We start from the raw sequence: 15759 nt of genomic DNA, 5'->3' as shown, positions 1-15759 counted from the left end.
CCGACGCTATCCCCGGGAACGACGAGACCGCCGCGCCTCACAGAGGCTGCGGCGGGAACGACGAGACCGCCGCGCCTCACAGAGGCTGCGGCGGTCTCGGTCCCGGGGCTGGGAGTCCTCCGGCGGTGCCGCCGGGCATGCAGCGGGCCGCGCGCGGCGACCCGGACGCGGTGTCTCAGACGCGGTGGTCCGACTGCGGCTGGACCGACGGGGCCGGGTTGAGGACCGGCTCCTGCTGCACGGTGCCGGCCTGCGGCGCCGCCGTCGTGGTCGTGGTCGTCGTGGTCGGAGCGTCGTGGTTGGTCTCCATCTCCTTCTTGAAGATGGTGATCGACTGCCCCAGACCCTTGGCGAGGGCCGGCAGCTTCGTCGCACCGAACAGCAGCACGATGATGCCGAGGATGATGATCAGGTGGATGCCGGTGAGGCCCTGGAACATGATGTCCACTCCTTGTCTGGAACTCGTCGGGAGCGCATCGCCGTCGAAGCGACCCCGGGGAGTCCGTGATGCTCCATGGTAACGCCGCCTCGCCCGGAAGCCCAGTGGCACCGGGATGCTCTCAGGACAGGCCTGGTGCCGCCCGGGCTAGCGGGTACTGGCGGCCGCGGCCTCGTCCGCGAGCACCCGGTCGAGCGTGAGCAGCACGGGCGCCCGCACGAGCTCGGCGCTCCGGTCGGCCCGGACACCGTCGAGCCGGAAGGGCACGCGCTCCCCCGGCAGCAGCGTCATGAACCCGCGGTCGACACGGCCCGTCGGACTCACCCGGTCGGGCTGGACGAGCAGGTCGCGGACGAGCCCCTGCGCCTCGACCGTGAGCACCGACCCCGACGCGGCGTCCTCGACCCACACGCGGTACTCGGCCGGCCGCCAGTGCATCTCCTGGTCCGGCAGGGGCGTCCACACCGCCCGGCGCCAGTCCATGTCCGCCACGATGAGCTCCTCAGCGGGGTCGTCGACGACACCGACGTGGTCGGGCACCGCGAGCCGCAGCACGCCCGGTCCGGCGAGCTCGACCGGCAGGACGACCTCTTGCAGGATCCGTCCGGTCAGGTCGATCCGTCGCACCCGCACCGTGGTCGTCAGTCCCCGCCGGGAGGACCGGATCGCGATCTCGACGGGCACGCGGCGGTCCGCCTCCCGGTCGCGTCGTCGACCGCGCACGGTCCCGGGGTCGAGGACCGCGGTGTCCGCGAGGTCCCCGAGGGCCTCCTCGTCGCTGCCGGCCGTCGGACGGCCCGGCTCGGTGGCGGGGTCAGCCGCCCCGGGGACGGGGAGGGACAGGGTCGCGGGGTGCGCGCCTCCCGGGTCGGCGGCACGGTCCCGTCCGTCGAGGGGCCGGTCCCGCTCCCCCGCCGCGGGTGGCTCGATCGGCACGATCGCCAGGAGCACGTCGTCGTACAGGCGGCGCAGCTCGTGGAACAGGGGCTTCGGACGTCCGGCGCCGTCGACGGCCGACCACGACGCGACCGGCCACAGGTCGTTGAGCTGCCACACCACGACGCCAGTGTTGTGCGGCCAGTGGGTGCGCCAATGCTCCACACCCGTCGCGATCGCCCGGGTCTGCTGCAGCTGCGTCAGGTAGTGCCAGCGGTCGAACACGTCGTCGGTGTCGCCCTGCGGCACGGGGAACCGCGGCGCGAGGCCACGGGCGAGCTTGCCCATGCCGTCCTCGGCCTTCTGGTGGTGCACCACGCCGGGCGACGTCGGGGTCATCGGCTCGTCGTCGACGGCCTCCCGGATCGTCCGCCACTGCGGGGGTGCCTGCCAGCCGAACTCGCTGACGAACCGCGGCACGCTGTCGCGGTAGTGCTCGTCGCCGATCTGGTTCCAGACCTGCCACGAGTGGTGGGTCTCGTGGTCGACGTCGTTCGCGTACACGCGCTCGTCACCGGACCAGGGGCTCGCCGCCGTGTAGAAGCGCGACGGGTCCACCGCGTCGACGATGGTCGGCAGCAGGTCCAGGTAGTAGTCGAGGCCCCACGGTCGGTCACCGAGCTCCGCCGCCCAGCCCATGTCGTCGTGGAGCCAGATGTTCTCGTTGTTGCCGTTCCAGACGACCAGGCTCGGGTGCCGGCTCAGGCGCGCCACGTTGTCCCGTGCCTCGGCGATGACCTCGGAGCGCATGGGCTCGCCCTCGGGGTACGCGGAGCAGGCGAACAGGAAGTCCTGCCACACGAGCAGGCCCCGGGCGTCGCACTCCTCGTAGAAGTCCCGCGACTCGTACACGCCGCCGCCCCACACCCGCACGAGGTTCGCGTTGCACGCCGTCGCCTGGGCGAGCCGCGCGGCGTACCGGGCACGGTCGACCCGGGACACGATGACGTCGTCGGGGATCCAGTTCACCCCGCGCACGTCGATCGGCACGCCGTTCACCACGATCGTGAAGGGGCGGCCGGTGGCGTCGGGCTCGGTGTCGACCCGGAGGGACCGGAAGCCCGTCCGGAACACGTCGCGGTCGAGGACCTCGCCGTCGGTGGTCTGCACCTGCACCTCGACGTCGTACAGCGCCTGCTCGCCGTACCCCCGGGGCCACCAGAGCCGCGCGTCGGGGATCCGGACCGTCACGACGGCCTCGTCCTCCTTCGGCGTCACCGTCACCCGCGACCGCTGCTTCGTGTCGTGCCCGGACACCGTGACGACGAGCACGAGGTCGTCGTCCTCACCGTCGTGGTCGCGGTCCGCCGTCGTCGCACCGGCCGGCGTCGGACCGGAGCGTTCGATCGCGATGTGCGCGTCGAGGACGCCCTCGCCCGCCTCGACGTCGACGAGCGGACGGACGTCGCGCAGCCGGGCGGTCGACCAGCGCTCGATGGCGATCGGGCGCCAGGGCCCGCTCGTCACGCACGTCAGGCCCCAGTCCCAGCCGAAGTTCGACGCCATCTTCCGCACGTACGCGAACGGCTCGTCGTAGGGGCCGGGCATGCTGCCGAACCGGTCCGCCATGCGCTCGGTCTCGCGGTAGGGCGACTCGAACAGGATCTCGAGCTCGCGGTCCGTGCGTTCGTTCGTGCCCCCGGTCCGGTCCCGCAGGTCGAACCGGTAGCGCCGGTGCATGTTCCGTGTCGACCCGATCGACACGCCGTCGAGGGACAGCGACGCCACGGTGTCGAGACCGTCCGCGACGAGGTCGACCCGGTCGTGTCCGCGCGGGTCGACGTCGATCCGTCGCCGGTACGCCCAGTCGGCCTGGCCGACCCAGCGCACGAGCTCCTCGTCGCGGTTGCGCGTCGGGTCGGGCACGAGGCCCACACGCTCCAGGTCCGTGTGGATCTGCCCCGGCACCGTCGCCGGGATCGCCGTGCCGCGGACCCCGGCCGGGAGGCCCGCGGGCACCCCGCTCGTGGCGTCCTCCGCGAGCATGGCGGTCCAGTCGGTTCGCAGTTCCTCGCGTTCGAGGGTCATCTGGGTCCTTCTCTCGGCCCCGCGCTGCGGTGCCGGCGGTCGGGACACGGTGCGGCATCGGCCGCGTCGGGCCCCCACCGCTCCGGTCGTCGTCACCTTGCGGCGCGGTCCCCGGACCTCCCGGGGACGCCGCCTTGAGCTGCGACGGAATGTTAGTCCCTGCGTCCACGACACTCCGTCAGACTCCGTGTACCGGCGGTCGGCAGCACCCGAGTCCGGATCCACCACCGCGTGGCAAGGTGGAGCAATGATCAGCGTCGACCTGGCCCGGACCCTGCGCGAGGCGGGACTCCGGTGGCACCCCGAGACCGGGGACCGCTTCGTCATCGACAAGCCCGGGGTCGACGACGACGTCTACACCGTGTCCGAGATGACGATCGAGAAGCACGAGTACCCGAGCGGCACGATCCTCGGCTTCAACGGCACGACCGAGTGGGCACTCGACTCCGTGGCGGCCGACGACGCACTCTGGATCCCGCGCGAGGACCAGCTCCGGACGCTGCTCGGGCCGGCGTTCGTGGGGCTCACCCGCATCGAGACCGCGGACCGGGGCGTCGTGCACACCGTGACCTGCCGCATCGACGACGTCGAGCGGACCTTCGCCGCGCCGGACGCCGCGACGGCCTACGGCGAGGCGCTGCGCTCCTACATCACGGCCTCGCTGGCCATCTGAGGGACCGGGCCCGATCACCGGGCGGGAGGCGGGCCTCCCGGACCGGACCTGCCGCGGGCTGCTGCCGGGCCGCCGGGCCGGACCGGACCCGCTCACGGGGCTGCTGCCGGGCCTCCCGGCCGGACGCGCCCGCCGGACGGGTGCCGGGCCTCCGGGCCGACCCCAGCCGGGCGTTCCCGGAGCGTCCGCTCGGAGCGGGGTGTTGACTCGACGGGTGCCGCTCGGCACGGGTGCCGCACGGCACCACCACCCAGACGAAGGAGCACCGTGACCAGCACCGTTCCCGACATCACCCTGAACGACGGCCGCACCATCCCGCAGCTCGGCTTCGGGGTGTTCCAGATCCCCGCGGAGCAGACCAAGGAGGCGGTACTCACCGCCCTCGAGGTCGGCTACCGCCACATCGACACGGCCGAGATGTACGGCAACGAGAAGGAGGTCGGCGAGGCCGTCGCCGCATCGGGGATCCCCCGTGAGGAGATCTTCATCACCTCGAAGCTCAACAACGGGTTCCACGCTCCCGACGCCGCGCTCGAGAACGGCAAGAAGTCGGCCGAGCTGCTCGGTGGCTACATGGACCTGTTCCTCATCCACTGGCCGCTGGCGACCGTGATCGACTTCGTGCCGACGTGGAAGGCGCTCGAGGAGCTCTACCACGCGGGGACGTCCCGCTCCATCGGCGTCTCGAACTTCCAGGCGCACCACCTGCACCGTCTGCGCGACGAGACGACGGTCACCCCCGCGGTGAACCAGATCGAGGTCCACCCCTACCTCGTGCAGGACCCGCTGCGTGCGGCCGACAGCGAGCTCGGGATCGCCACCGAGGCGTGGTCCCCGATCGCGCAGGGCCTCGTGCTCGACGACCCGACGATCACCCGCATCGCCTCGGCCCTCGACAAGACGCCCGCGCAGGTCGTGCTCCGCTGGCACATTCAGCGCGGCGACATCGTGTTCCCGAAGTCGGTCACCCGATCCCGCGTCGAGGAGAACTTCGCCCTGTTCGACTTCGAGCTCTCGGGCGAGGACATGACCGACATCACGTCGCTCGACAAGGGGCAGCGGACCGGGCCGGACCCCGACACGTTCGACTACGTGCCCGCCTGAGGCCCGGCGCGCGCGGCTCCGCTCCCGCAGCTGCTCATCCAGACGACAAGTGCGCATGCGCCCGCATGCGCACTTGTCGTTCCCGTGAGCATCGCGACGAGAAGGCTGTGGAGAACGTCGGGACACGGCCGTTCGTCGGGCAGCATCTGCTGATGCTCGAGGTCCTCCGTGTCGACGCCCGCACGCCCGACGACGTCGCGCGGAGTCGGCAGCGTGCTGCGTCCGACGCCCGCGGGGCACCGGTGCGGGAGGGCCTGCTCCGGCTCGCGACGGGTGCCTACGTCCGTCGGGACGACTGGGAGGCCGCGGACCGCCGGACTCGTCACATCGCCAGGATCGCCGCCATCGCACCACTGATCCGCGAGGGACGCGTCGTCGCGCACCGTTCCGCAGCGGCGCTCCACGGCTGGCCCGTCCTGGATGGCTGGCCCTCGCAGGTCGACCTCGCCGAGCGTGGGCGTGTCCGACTCGACCGTCGGGCGCGATCCGTCGCGCTGCACCCCATGACGGCGGAGGCCCACGAGCTCCGCGAGGCGCTCGGGGCACTCGTCCCGGTGCACGACCCCGCCGTGGTCGCGGCGGACATCGCTCGCGCGGCGACGTTCCCGGAGGCCGTCGTGATGCTCGACCACGCGGTGCGATCCGGCGTCGACCGGCAGCGCGCCGAGGAACTCGCGAGTGGGGCCGGCGCTCGTGGCGCGGCCCGTGCTCGCCGGGCCTTCGCATTCGCCGACGGTCGCTCTGAATCGGTGGGCGAGTCCTTGACGCGCGTCGTGCTCCACGAGCTCGGCGCCCCGCCGCCGGTCCTGCAGCACGAGTTCCACGCCCCGGACGGAGCACTGGCGCGGGTGGACTTCTGGTTCCCGGACCAGGGCGTCGTCGTCGAGTTCGACGGTGAGGTCAAGTACCGGGACCGGGCGATGCGCGCCGGCCGCGACCTCGAGCAGGTCGTCATCGACGAGAAGTACCGGGAGGACTGGGTCCGCGCCGTGCCGGAGGTCCACTCCTTCGTCCGGGTCCGCTGGGCGCAGCTCTTCCGGCGGGCAGCGTTGGCCGCGGTGTTCCGTCGGGCCGGACTTCCCCTCGCCGCATGAGGCTGGTGTGCACGCGGACGACAACGGGACATGCGGCCGCATGCGCAGTTGTCGTGCGCATGCGCATCCACGACGAGCTCAGCGGCGCGTCGAGGCCGTCACCGTGAACTTCGGGGTGCGCGTGACCTGCCGGGTCGGCCCCACGAGGCGCTCCAGGATCGGGCGGTAGCGCAGGTGCGAGTTCCAGACGACCCAGAGCTCGCCGCCCGGGCGGAGGACCGTGGCCGCGTGCCGGAACATCTCCACCGCGACGTCCGTGGTCACCGCGGTCTCGTCGTGGAACGGCGGGTTGCACAGCACGAGGTCGGCGCTCTCGTCGTCGAGCTCGTCGCCGGCATCGGACCGCACCGTCGTCACCCGGTCGCCGACCCCCGCGAGGTCCGCCGTCAGCCGCGCCGAGGTCACGGCCGACGTGGCGACGTCGGTCGCGACGACGTGCACCCCACGCCGACGGCGCGCGACCGCGGTCGCGATCACACCGCTGCCGCACCCCAGGTCGACCACGTCCCGGGCGCCGGGCACCGCTTCGTCGACCACGTCGAGCAACACCCGCGTGCCCTGGTCGAGCGCGGTGCCCGCGAACACCCCGCCGTGCGCGGCGACGGTGAACCCGAGTTCGTCCGAGAACACCCGTCGGGGCCACGGGTCCGTGATCGAGGCCCGGTTCGCCGCGGCCCGGAGCGGGTCCGTCGCGACGAGCAGGCGGGAACGGTGGCGTCCCCGGCTCGCCGTGACGTCACCGAACGAGCGGCGGAGGACGTCGTTCTGCGACAGCGTCATGTACTTCGTCCGGCCCCCGGCCAGGAGCACGACGTCGGGAGCGGCGAACCGCGCCACCGATCGGGCGATCTCGTCGAGCCGGTCGAGCGACTTCGGCAGGCGGAACAGCACGAGGCGCGCGTCCTCGAAGGCCTCCTCGTCGTTCTGCGGGTGCTGGAAGCCGCCCCGGCCGAACGTGCCGGCGTTGGCGGCGAGCGCCCGCTCCCCCACGAGCGAGTCCTGCAGGACGCGGACCTCGCTCGCGCCGTGCAGCGCGATCACACCGAGGGTGAGCACCCCGAACTGGTCGTCGACGACGGTGACGGCGCCGGGGTGCCGGAGCGCGTCGCCGTGGATGAGCGGCGCCTCGTCGAGCATGAACCGGTCGGTGCCGTCGATCGCCATGAGATCGGGCTCCTCGACCTCCGGGAAACGCCGGAAGTGGTCCACGAAGTCGAACGAGGGCATCGTGGGAGGCTACCGGGCCGCGCTGGGAACGCGGGGCCTCAGTCCCCCCGGGGACGCCAGAGCACGACGGCCGTGTTGCGCTCCGGCCGGGACCCCGCACGGAGCGGCACCGCGCCTCCGGTCATGGTCGCCGCGAAGATCCGAGCGCCGGGACGGCTGATGAGCTCGTCGGCGAGTGCGCTCTCGAGCTCGCGGACCCGGGCGCGGAGCGCGGTGTTCTCGTTCTCGAGGTCGATCACGCGGCGGATGCCCTCGAGGCTGACGCCCTCGGCGCCGAGCCGGGCGACCTCGCGCAGCTGCGTGACGTCGCGCATGGAGTACCGGCGGGACCCACCCCGCGTCCGCTGCGGCACGACCAGCCCGAGCCGGTCGTACTGCCGCAGCGTCTGCGGGTGGAGCCCCGCCAGTTCCGCCGCCATCGCGATCGCGAGGACCGGCGAGTACTCGTCCATGGCCTCAGGACTCCCGGGCGCGCGCGATCAGGTCGTCGCGCGGGTTCTCGGCCGGGAGGGCCGTGGCGAGTGCCTCCACCGCCTCGCGTGCCGACGGGGTCAGGTGGGACGGCACGGCGACCTGGACGGTCGCGAGCAGGTCGCCCGTCCCGTTCTTCGTCGTCACGCCGCGGCCCTTGACGCGCAGGACGCGTCCGGACGGGGTCCCCGGAGCCACCCGGAGCTTGACCGGGCCGCCGCCGAGCGTCGGGACCTCGATGGTGGCGCCGAGCGCGGCCTCGACGAACGTCACGGGGACGTCGACGCGGAGGTTCAGCCCGTCGCGCTCGAACACCGGGTGCTTGCGGACCTGCACGGTCACGACGAGGTCGCCGGCCTCGCCACCGTCGGGGCTCGGCTCGCCCCGACCCTTGAGCCGGATCTTCTGGCCGTCGGCCACACCTGCGGGGATGCGGACGTTGACGGGGCGTCCGGAGCCCTGCGTCAGCTTGACCGTGTCGCCCGCGATGGCGGTCGTGAAGTCGAGCGTGGTCGACGCGGTGACGTCGCGGCCCTTCGTCGGACCGCCGAACCCGCGGTAGCCGCCGGAGGACTGGCCGAAGCCACCGCCCCCGCCGAACATGCCGCCGAGGATGTCCTCGAAGCCACCGCCGCCCTGGCCGAAGCGGACGCGCTGACCGCCGCCGCCCCCACCGAACATGCCGCCGAAGACGTCCTCGAAGCCACCGGCACCGCCCGGCGCACCCGCCGTGAAGCGCGCACCGGAGCCCATGGCGCGGATCTGGTCGTACTCGGCGCGCTGCTCCTTGTCGGAGAGCACGGAGTAGGCCTCGGAGATCTCCTTGAACTTCGCCTCAGCCGAGGCGTTGCCCGGGTTCGAGTCCGGGTGGTACTGCCGCGCGAGCTTGCGGTAGGTCTTCTTGATGTCTGCGTCCGACGCGTCCTTGGAGACGCCGAGGACCGCGTAGAAGTCCTTGTCGAACCAGTCCTGACTGGCCAACCGACACCTCCTTCGTCATGTCGTCTCGGGGTCCCGGGGCGGGTCGCACCCGGAACCGGGGCGAGCGGGAGCCCACAGGGGCTCCCGCTCGCCGGGGTCGATCGTCAGGCGGGCACCGACACCGCGACCTTGGCGGCGCGGAGCACCCGCTCGCCGAGCTTGTAGCCCGGCTCGACGACGTCGGCGACGGTCTGTTCCGTCGCGCCCGGCGTCGGGAGCTGCACGATCGCCTCGTGGACCTGCGGGTCGAACTTCTCGCCCTTCTCGCCGATCGGGGTGAGGCCGAAGCGGTCGAACCCGCCGCGGAGCTTCGACGCGATGACCTGCATCGGGCCCTCGGCGAGGTCGCCGTGCGCCTCGGCGCGGTTGAGGTCGTCGAGTGCCGGGAGCAGCGCGCGCACGACCTCGGCGATCACGGCGTCGCGGTTGGCCTCGCGGTCGCGCTCGACGCGCTTCCGGAAGTTCACCAGCTCGGCCTGTGCCCGGAGCATGTCCGCGCGCATCTCGGCGACCAGGTCGCGCTCGTCGACGGTGAGTGTGTCCTCGCGGAGGCCGCGGGCCGCGTCGTCGAGCAGTGCCTGGTCCTCCGGGCTCAGCTCGACGTCGGCGTCCTCGGCGTCCACCAGGTCCTCGGTGCCGTCGACGTCTGCCGTGCCGCCGTCCTCGGACGTCTGGCCGGGGGTGCCGGCGGGGGCGTCGTCCGCCCCCGCCGCCGACTCCGACCGCAGCTCGCCCGTCTCGGGGTCGATCCGCCGCTTGTCGCGGACGATCGGCTCCTCGTGTTCGTTCTCGTTGCGGTTCTCGTCTGTCATGGGTTACTTCTTGTCGTCCTCGTCGTCCACGACCTCGGCGTCGACGATGTCCTCGTCGTCACCGGTCGCGGCACCGTCGGTCGCACCGGCGGCACCGGCTGCGTCGGCCTGCTGGCCCTGGGCGTAGATCGCCTGGCCCAGCTTGCTCTGCGACTCGTTCAGCTTGTCGAACGCGGACTTGACCGCCGCGTCGTCGTCGCCGTTGAGCGCGGACTTGAGCGCGTCGACGTCACCCTGGACCTCGGACTTGACGTCCGCGGGGAGCTTGTCGTCGTTCTCCTTGATGAGCTTCTCGATCGAGTAGGCGAGCTGCTCGGCCGAGTTGCGGGTCTCCTGGGCCTCACGACGCGCCTTGTCCTCGGCCGCGTGCTCCTCGGCCTCGCGGACCATGCGCTCGATGTCGTCCTTGGACAGCGACGAGCCGCCCGAGATGACCATCGACTGCTCCTTGCCGGTGCCCTTGTCCTTCGCGGACACGTGCACGATGCCGTTGGCGTCGATGTCGAACGTGACCTCGATCTGCGGGATGCCGCGCGGGGCCGGTGCGATGCCGGTGAGCTCGAACGTGCCGAGCGCCTTGTTGTCGCGGGTGAACTCGCGCTCGCCCTGGAACACCTGGATCGCGACCGACGGCTGGTTGTCGTCGGCGGTCGTGAAGGTCTCGCTGCGCTTGGTCGGGATCGCGGTGTTGCGGTCGATGAGCTTGGTCATCGTGCCGCCCTTGGTCTCGATGCCGAGCGAGAGCGGCGTGACGTCGATGAGCAGGACGTCCTTGCGCTCGCCCTTGAGGACACCGGCCTGGAGCGCGGCGCCGACGGCGACGACCTCGTCCGGGTTGACGCCCTTGTTCGGCTCCTTGCCACCGGTGAGCTGCCGCACGACGTCGGCCACGGCCGGCATGCGGGTGGAGCCACCGACGAGCACGACGTGCGCGATGTCGGAGACCTTGACCCCGGCCTCGCGGATGACGTCGTTGAACGGCTTCTTGGTGCGGTCGAGCAGGTCGGAGGTCATCTGCTCGAACTGCGCGCGAGAGATGGTCTCGTCGAGGTTGAGGGGGCCGTCGCTCGTCAGCGTGAGGTACGGGAGCTGGATGCTCGCGCTCATCTGGGAGCTGAGCTCCTTCTTCGCCTGCTCCGCGGCCTCCTTGAGGCGCTGGCGCGCGATCTTGTCCGTGGACAGGTCGACACCGTGGGCGTCCTTGAACTTCTTGACGAGGTGGTCGACGATCCGGGCGTCCCAGTCGTCACCACCGAGGCGGTTGTCACCGGCGGTGGCGCGGACCTGGATGGTGGAGAAGTCGTCGTCCTTGCCCACCTCGAGCAGGGAGACGTCGAACGTCCCACCACCGAGGTCGAAGACGAGGATGAGCTCGTCCTCCTTGCCCTTGTCGAGGCCGTACGCGAGCGCCGCGGCGGTGGGCTCGTTGATGATGCGGAGCACGTTGAGGCCGGAGATCTCACCGGCCTCCTTCGTGGCCTGCCGCTCGGCGTCGTTGAAGTACGCCGGCACCGTGATGACGGCGTCGGTGACGTCCTCGCCCAGGTACTGCTCCGCGTCGCGCTTGAGCTTGCCGAGGATGCGCGCCGAGATCTCCTGCGGGGTGTACCCCTTGCCGTCGACGTCGACCTTCCAGTTCGTGCCCATGTGGCGCTTGACCGAGGCGATGGTGCGGTCGACGTTCGTGACGGCCTGCCGCTTGGCGGTCTCGCCGACGAGGACCTCGCCGTCCTTCGTGAACGCCACGATCGACGGCGTGGTGCGCATGCCCTCGGCGTTCGCGATGACGGTGGGCTCACCACCCTCGAGGACCGAGACGACCGAGTTGGTCGTTCCGAGGTCGATGCCTACTGCACGTCCCATGTGTTGGGTCTCCTTCTGTTGGTGCTGGCCCTGCCGTCACGGCGGGACCGATGGAAGTCGTCGCAGGACTTGCGCCTGCTGGACTCAACTTTACTCACCACCAGCTGGACGTCAAGTCCACGTGCCAGAAGTTGCGTCGACCTGACGCAAGTCCGTGTGCCCGGTCAGGAGGCCGAGGACGAGTCCGTCGGTCGGCGCGCGGACCGCCAGGACCGCACCTGCCGCAGCGTCACCTTGCTGCCGTACTGCGCGACGGAGTGCCGGAAGAGGAACACCGCGAAGCGGAGGACGAGGAACGCCGCCACGTAGAGCTCGAGGACGCACACCACCGACGCGACCGGGCCCAGGGTCCCCATCGCGTTCCGGAGCATCGCGGTGACCGGCGTGAACGTCGGGAAGTACGTGAACACCGCCGTCACCGGGGACGTCGGGTTCGTCAGCACGAAGAACACCGCGTACACGGGGATGAGCACCGAGAACAGCGCCACCGACTGCAGCGCACTGGCGTCCTTGATGGTCGGTACCGCGGCGCCGACCGTCACGAACAGGCTCGACGCCAGGAGCACGCCGCCGACGAGCAGCAGCGCCCCGACGAGCATCCGCCACGGGTCGACGGGGATCGGCCCGAACCGCGCCGCCAGCACGGGCAGGACGACCCCGATCGTCGCGAGCGACGGCACGAGGAACACGGCGAGCTGCACGAGCACGACGAGCAGCATCGCGATCACCTTGCCGCGGACGAGCACGGTCGCGTCGAGCGTCGTCAGGATCATCTCGGAGATGCGGTTCTCCTTCTCCTCGACCACGACCGTGACCATGCGCGCCGCCAGCAACAGCACGAGCGCGAAGAACGCCGCCGCGAACACCATCGGCGGGAGCGCGGACGCCCATCCGGGGGCGACGTGTCCGTGCGCGTAGGCGGTGACGTTCGTGGCGGGGGTCCCCCGCAGGAGCCGGACGGCCTCCGGGTCGTGCACGCGTGCGGCGACGCTCGCGTGCAGGACCTTCGTCGCCGTGTTCGCGTACTTCTGGTTGCCGAAGAGTCCGGCGTCGCGTGCCGCGACCTCGATCGTGCCCGTCGCCGGGTCGGCCGGGAACTCGACGAAGGCGTCGAGCGTGCCGGCACGGACGCGGGCGACCGCCGCCCGCGCGTCGGACGTGGGCGTGCCTCCCCACCGTGCCGCGACCCGTTCCGAGACGAGACCCGAGTGGTCGACGTAGGTGAACGGGACCTTCGTCGCCGCACCGATGCTCGTGACGGAGTCGGCTCCGGCCGCGTTGCCCACGCCCACGAGCAGCCCGACGACGACGATGAGCACGGGGAGCGCCAGCGTGCCGATCCAGAACGACGGCTTCTTGACCGTGCGGACGAACTCGAACCGGACGACGGTGCCCAGCCGGCCGCTGCCGAACCGCCCGCTCACGCCCGGGCCTCCGCCGCGACCGGCGTGGGCACGGGCGTCTCGACACCGGCGTCGTGCCCGTAGACCTGCACGAAGATCTCGTCGAGCGGGATGCGCCGCATCTCGAACCCGGTCACGCCGATGCCTGCCGCGACGAGCGAGGCCAGGAGGTCCGCACCGTCGGTCGGCTCGGTCGGCGCCAGGTCGGTCACGTGGCCCTCGCGCCGGATGACGCGGTATCGCGGGCTCACGGGGACCTCGCGCTCGGCGTGCACGCGGGCGACGGCCCCGCCGAACAGGTCCTGCACCTCGGGGATCGACCCGTACGCCGCCGCGACGCCGTCTCGGAGGAGCAGGATCCGGTCGCAGAGCCGCTCGACCTCGTCCATGTGGTGCGTCACGAGGATGACGGTCGCGCCGTCGGCTCGGCGTTCGTCGACGAGGTCGAGCAGCAACCGCCGGTTCACCGGGTCCAGGCCCTTGGTCGGCTCGTCGAGGATGAGCAGCCGGGGCCGGTCCATGATCGTGATGCCGAGCTGGACCTTCTGCTGCTGACCGCCGGACAGCTTGTCGACGCGGAGCCGCCCCTTGTCAGCGAGCCCGACGCGCTCGAGGTACGCCTGCGACCACACGCTCGCGTGCCGCGACGTCATCCCCTTGAGCCGCGCGAAGTACGTCATGACGTCGAGGACGGTCTCCTTGCGGTAGAGCCCGCGGTCCTCGGGCAGGTACCCGACCCCGCCACCTGCCGTGGCCCGGTAGCGGGCACCGTCGATCGTCAGGGAGCCGGACGTCGGCTCGGTGATGCCGAGGAGCGCCCGGATCGTGGTCGTCTTGCCCGAACCGTTGCTGCCGAGCAGTCCGAAGGTCTCACCCGCACCCACCTGGAACGACAGGCCGTCCACCACCGTGCGGTCGCCGAACCGCATCACGAAGTCGTCGACGGCGATCGCGGCACCGGACACGTGGCCTCCTCGGGTGGGGTCGCTGCCGAACCTACCCGGAAGGACCGGCGCTCCGTGCGTCCGGCGCTCAGGCGTCCGCGAGGAACCCGTCGAGCAGCCTCGCGGTCGCCTCCGGAGCCTCGACCGCCGGGCTGTGCGCGCTGTCCGGGATCACCGCGTACCGCGCGCCGAGCCGTTCGGCCATGTCGTGCTGCCACACCTGCGGCCACGCTGCGTCGTCCTGGCCGTGCGCGACGAGGGTCGGCAGCCCGGTGTCCCGGAGCGCCGCGGTGGTGTCGTCGGCCAGCTCGAGGATCGCGGCCGTCGTCGTGATGCCGACCGTGCTCGACCGGTCCATCCGCATGCGGGCGAACCGCGTCGCCTGGTCGAGGGCCGCGTCCGCGACGCCGATCGCGATCGGGTTCTGGGCGTCGAACAGCGCCCGGTTGCCCTGCTCCGCCGCCAGACGCCGAGCCAGGAACATCCGGTTCGGCCACCCGTGCGGCCCGGAGCACAACATCGTGACGGACCGGAACGCGCTCGGGCTCGCGATGGCCGCCGCCCGCGCGATCACACCGCCCAGCGAGTGCCCGAGCAGGTGCACGGGCGCGCCGTCGTCGACCAGGGCCGCGACCCGGACGACGTCGGCCGCTTCCTCGTCGAGCGTGTAGGCAGCCGGGTCGGTGGGCGCCGCCGAGTCCCCCTGCCCCCGCCTGCTCATCGCCAGCACCGACCACCCCGCATCGCGCAGGAGCGGCACGAGCGGGCGGAAGTCCTCCTTCGACCCGGTGAACCCGGGCACGAGCAGGACGCTGCCGCGGCTCGGGCCGTCCGGCAGGCCGCGGTACGCGGTCAGCCGACCGACGGGCAGGTCGACCCCGACGACGTCGACGCCGTCGGGGGTGGGCAGGTCGCCGAACGGCGGGACGGTCTGGAGGCGGTGCACGCGACCCATGCTGCTCCTCCCGTCCGACGTCGGCCCGGAGACGCGGCGTCGGCCGGGAGGCGCGGCGTCAGTCGAGCGTGCTGCTCCCGACCACGGCCATGCCGGCGCCGCGCAGGCGGCGCCGCTCCTGCGCGATGAACGCCATGAGGCGGTCGTTCGTGCCGGAGACGTGGGCAGCGAGGAGCTCCGCGGCGCGGTCCGCGTCCCGCCTCGCCACGGCGTCGAGGATGGCGCTGTGCTCGTCCCACGCGGCGTCCCGGGCCTCGGGCGTGCGCACCTCGAGCCACCGGCTCCGTTCCAGGCGGGTCATCGCGTCGGCGATCGCCTCGGTGACGAACCGGTTGCCGCCGAGCGTGGCGAGGTCGAGGTGGAACGTGCTGCCGGCCTGCACGCCGGCGGCCTCGTCGGGCGCCGGACGGAGGGTCTCGAGGTGCGCCCGGACCTCGGCGAGCGCCGCGTCCGTCGCGCGCTCCACCGCCAGACGGGCGGCGGCCGGCTCGAGCACGACGCGGAGTTCGGCGAGCGCTGCGATCTCGTCGAGGTCGATCGGCGTGACGGTCCACGACCGCCCCTCGTGCAGGATGAGGCCCTCGCGTTCGAGACGGGACAGCGCGGCCCGGACGGGCGTGCGTGAGGCGTGGAACCGGGCCTCCAGACCGCGTTCCGAGATCCGCTCGCCGGGCGCGATGCCGAGCGACAGGATCGCGGCCCGCAGGTTGTCGTAGAGCAGGGTGGTCTGCGACACGGGCGCGGCGTCGATCGGTGCGGTCACGGTCGGTCAGCGTAGCCGAGGGGCCCGCGCGATGGTATACCGTCTTGGTATACCAACGACCCGGGA

14 protein-coding genes are annotated in these 15759 nt (G+C 72.1%); 3 read left to right on the top strand and 11 right to left on the bottom strand.

Annotated elements, in window-relative coordinates:
* Positions 1-175: 175 nt before the first annotated feature.
* Both tatA and DEI88_RS02585 read right to left on the bottom strand, forming a co-directional pair.
* Positions 176-439 carry a twin-arginine translocase TatA/TatE family subunit gene (gene tatA / locus DEI88_RS02590; protein ID WP_111072534.1) on the bottom strand — a complete coding sequence of 88 codons (264 nt, stop codon included), beginning with the start codon at positions 437-439 and terminating at the stop codon, positions 176-178.
* Positions 440-586: 147 nt separating this feature from the next.
* Positions 587-3403: a glycoside hydrolase family 2 protein gene (locus DEI88_RS02585; protein WP_111072499.1), complete on the bottom strand. Its 2817-nt coding sequence runs from the start codon at positions 3401-3403 to the stop codon at positions 587-589.
* A 247-nt stretch (positions 3404-3650) separates the two neighbouring features.
* Between DEI88_RS02585 and DEI88_RS02580 the strand changes: the two genes are divergently transcribed.
* The 3 genes from DEI88_RS02580 (at position 3651) to DEI88_RS02570 (ending at position 6274) form a co-directional block, all read left to right on the top strand.
* Entirely contained in the window at positions 3651-4076 is a 426-nt protein-coding gene (locus DEI88_RS02580) for a pilus assembly protein CpaE (RefSeq protein WP_111012416.1), read from the top strand.
* 267 nt (positions 4077-4343) lie between these two features.
* Positions 4344-5180: an aldo/keto reductase gene (locus tag DEI88_RS02575; RefSeq protein WP_111009671.1), complete on the top strand. Its 837-nt coding sequence runs from the start codon at positions 4344-4346 to the stop codon at positions 5178-5180.
* Positions 5181-5332: 152 nt separating this feature from the next.
* Entirely contained in the window at positions 5333-6274 is a 942-nt protein-coding gene (locus DEI88_RS02570) for a hypothetical protein (RefSeq protein ID WP_146249084.1), read from the top strand.
* 78 nt (positions 6275-6352) lie between these two features.
* On the opposite strand, the gene DEI88_RS02565 is transcribed toward DEI88_RS02570, so the two are convergent.
* From DEI88_RS02565 to DEI88_RS02525, 9 genes are all read right to left on the bottom strand, one after another.
* Positions 6353-7501 carry a class I SAM-dependent methyltransferase gene (locus tag DEI88_RS02565; RefSeq protein ID WP_111012250.1) on the bottom strand — a complete coding sequence of 383 codons (1149 nt, stop codon included), beginning with the start codon at positions 7499-7501 and terminating at the stop codon, positions 6353-6355.
* A gap of 38 nt (positions 7502-7539) precedes the next feature.
* Positions 7540-7953, bottom strand: a complete 414-nt coding sequence (locus DEI88_RS02560; protein ID WP_111009674.1) for a heat shock protein transcriptional repressor HspR — start codon at positions 7951-7953, stop codon at positions 7540-7542.
* 4 nt (positions 7954-7957) lie between these two features.
* A complete protein-coding gene (locus tag DEI88_RS02555) occupies positions 7958-8953 on the bottom strand; it encodes a DnaJ C-terminal domain-containing protein (protein WP_111072500.1) in 996 nt (331 codons plus the stop codon).
* A gap of 104 nt (positions 8954-9057) precedes the next feature.
* Positions 9058-9765, bottom strand: coding sequence for a nucleotide exchange factor GrpE (locus DEI88_RS02550; protein ID WP_111072501.1), 708 nt, complete (start codon positions 9763-9765; stop codon positions 9058-9060).
* A 3-nt stretch (positions 9766-9768) separates the two neighbouring features.
* Complete coding sequence (gene dnaK, locus DEI88_RS02545; RefSeq protein WP_111009677.1) at positions 9769-11628, bottom strand: molecular chaperone DnaK; 1860 nt, start codon at positions 11626-11628, stop codon at positions 9769-9771.
* Between the two features lie 164 nt (positions 11629-11792).
* Positions 11793-13052 carry an ABC transporter permease gene (locus DEI88_RS02540; protein ID WP_111072502.1) on the bottom strand — a complete coding sequence of 420 codons (1260 nt, stop codon included), beginning with the start codon at positions 13050-13052 and terminating at the stop codon, positions 11793-11795.
* The gene (locus DEI88_RS02535; protein ID WP_258368529.1) at positions 13049-13996 is read right to left on the bottom strand and encodes an ABC transporter ATP-binding protein; all 948 of its coding nucleotides are present in this window, start codon (positions 13994-13996) and stop codon (positions 13049-13051) included. The genes DEI88_RS02540 and DEI88_RS02535 overlap by 4 nt, the downstream gene beginning before the upstream one ends.
* A gap of 67 nt (positions 13997-14063) precedes the next feature.
* Positions 14064-14930, bottom strand: a complete 867-nt coding sequence (locus DEI88_RS02530) for an alpha/beta fold hydrolase (RefSeq protein ID WP_111072503.1) — start codon at positions 14928-14930, stop codon at positions 14064-14066.
* A gap of 58 nt (positions 14931-14988) precedes the next feature.
* Positions 14989-15693: a GntR family transcriptional regulator gene (locus DEI88_RS02525; protein ID WP_111009680.1), complete on the bottom strand. Its 705-nt coding sequence runs from the start codon at positions 15691-15693 to the stop codon at positions 14989-14991.
* Between the last annotated feature and the right edge of the window lie 66 nt (positions 15694-15759).

It is taken from the genome of Curtobacterium sp. MCBD17_003, assembly GCF_003234885.2.
GTDB lineage: Bacteria > Actinomycetota > Actinomycetes > Actinomycetales > Microbacteriaceae > Curtobacterium.
This window is presented reverse-complemented; position numbering and strand designations above follow the sequence as displayed.

Bases quoted from the DNA above. Each gene is read 5' to 3' on its own strand.
- tatA (WP_111072534.1), bottom strand. From the start codon at position 439: ATGTTCCAGGGCCTCACCGGCATCCACCTGATCATCATCCTCGGCATC.
- DEI88_RS02585 (WP_111072499.1), bottom strand. From the start codon at position 3,403: ATGACCCTCGAACGCGAGGAACTGCGAACCGACTGGACCGCCATGCTC.
- DEI88_RS02580 (WP_111012416.1), top strand. From the start codon at position 3,651: ATGATCAGCGTCGACCTGGCCCGGACCCTGCGCGAGGCGGGACTCCGG.
- DEI88_RS02570 (WP_146249084.1), top strand. From the start codon at position 5,333: ATGCTCGAGGTCCTCCGTGTCGACGCCCGCACGCCCGACGACGTCGCG.
- DEI88_RS02565 (WP_111012250.1), bottom strand. From the start codon at position 7,501: ATGCCCTCGTTCGACTTCGTGGACCACTTCCGGCGTTTCCCGGAGGTC.
- DEI88_RS02560 (WP_111009674.1), bottom strand. From the start codon at position 7,953: ATGGACGAGTACTCGCCGGTCCTCGCGATCGCGATGGCGGCGGAACTG.
- DEI88_RS02550 (WP_111072501.1), bottom strand. From the start codon at position 9,765: ATGACAGACGAGAACCGCAACGAGAACGAACACGAGGAGCCGATCGTC.
- dnaK (WP_111009677.1), bottom strand. From the start codon at position 11,628: ATGGGACGTGCAGTAGGCATCGACCTCGGAACGACCAACTCGGTCGTC.
- DEI88_RS02530 (WP_111072503.1), bottom strand. From the start codon at position 14,930: ATGGGTCGCGTGCACCGCCTCCAGACCGTCCCGCCGTTCGGCGACCTG.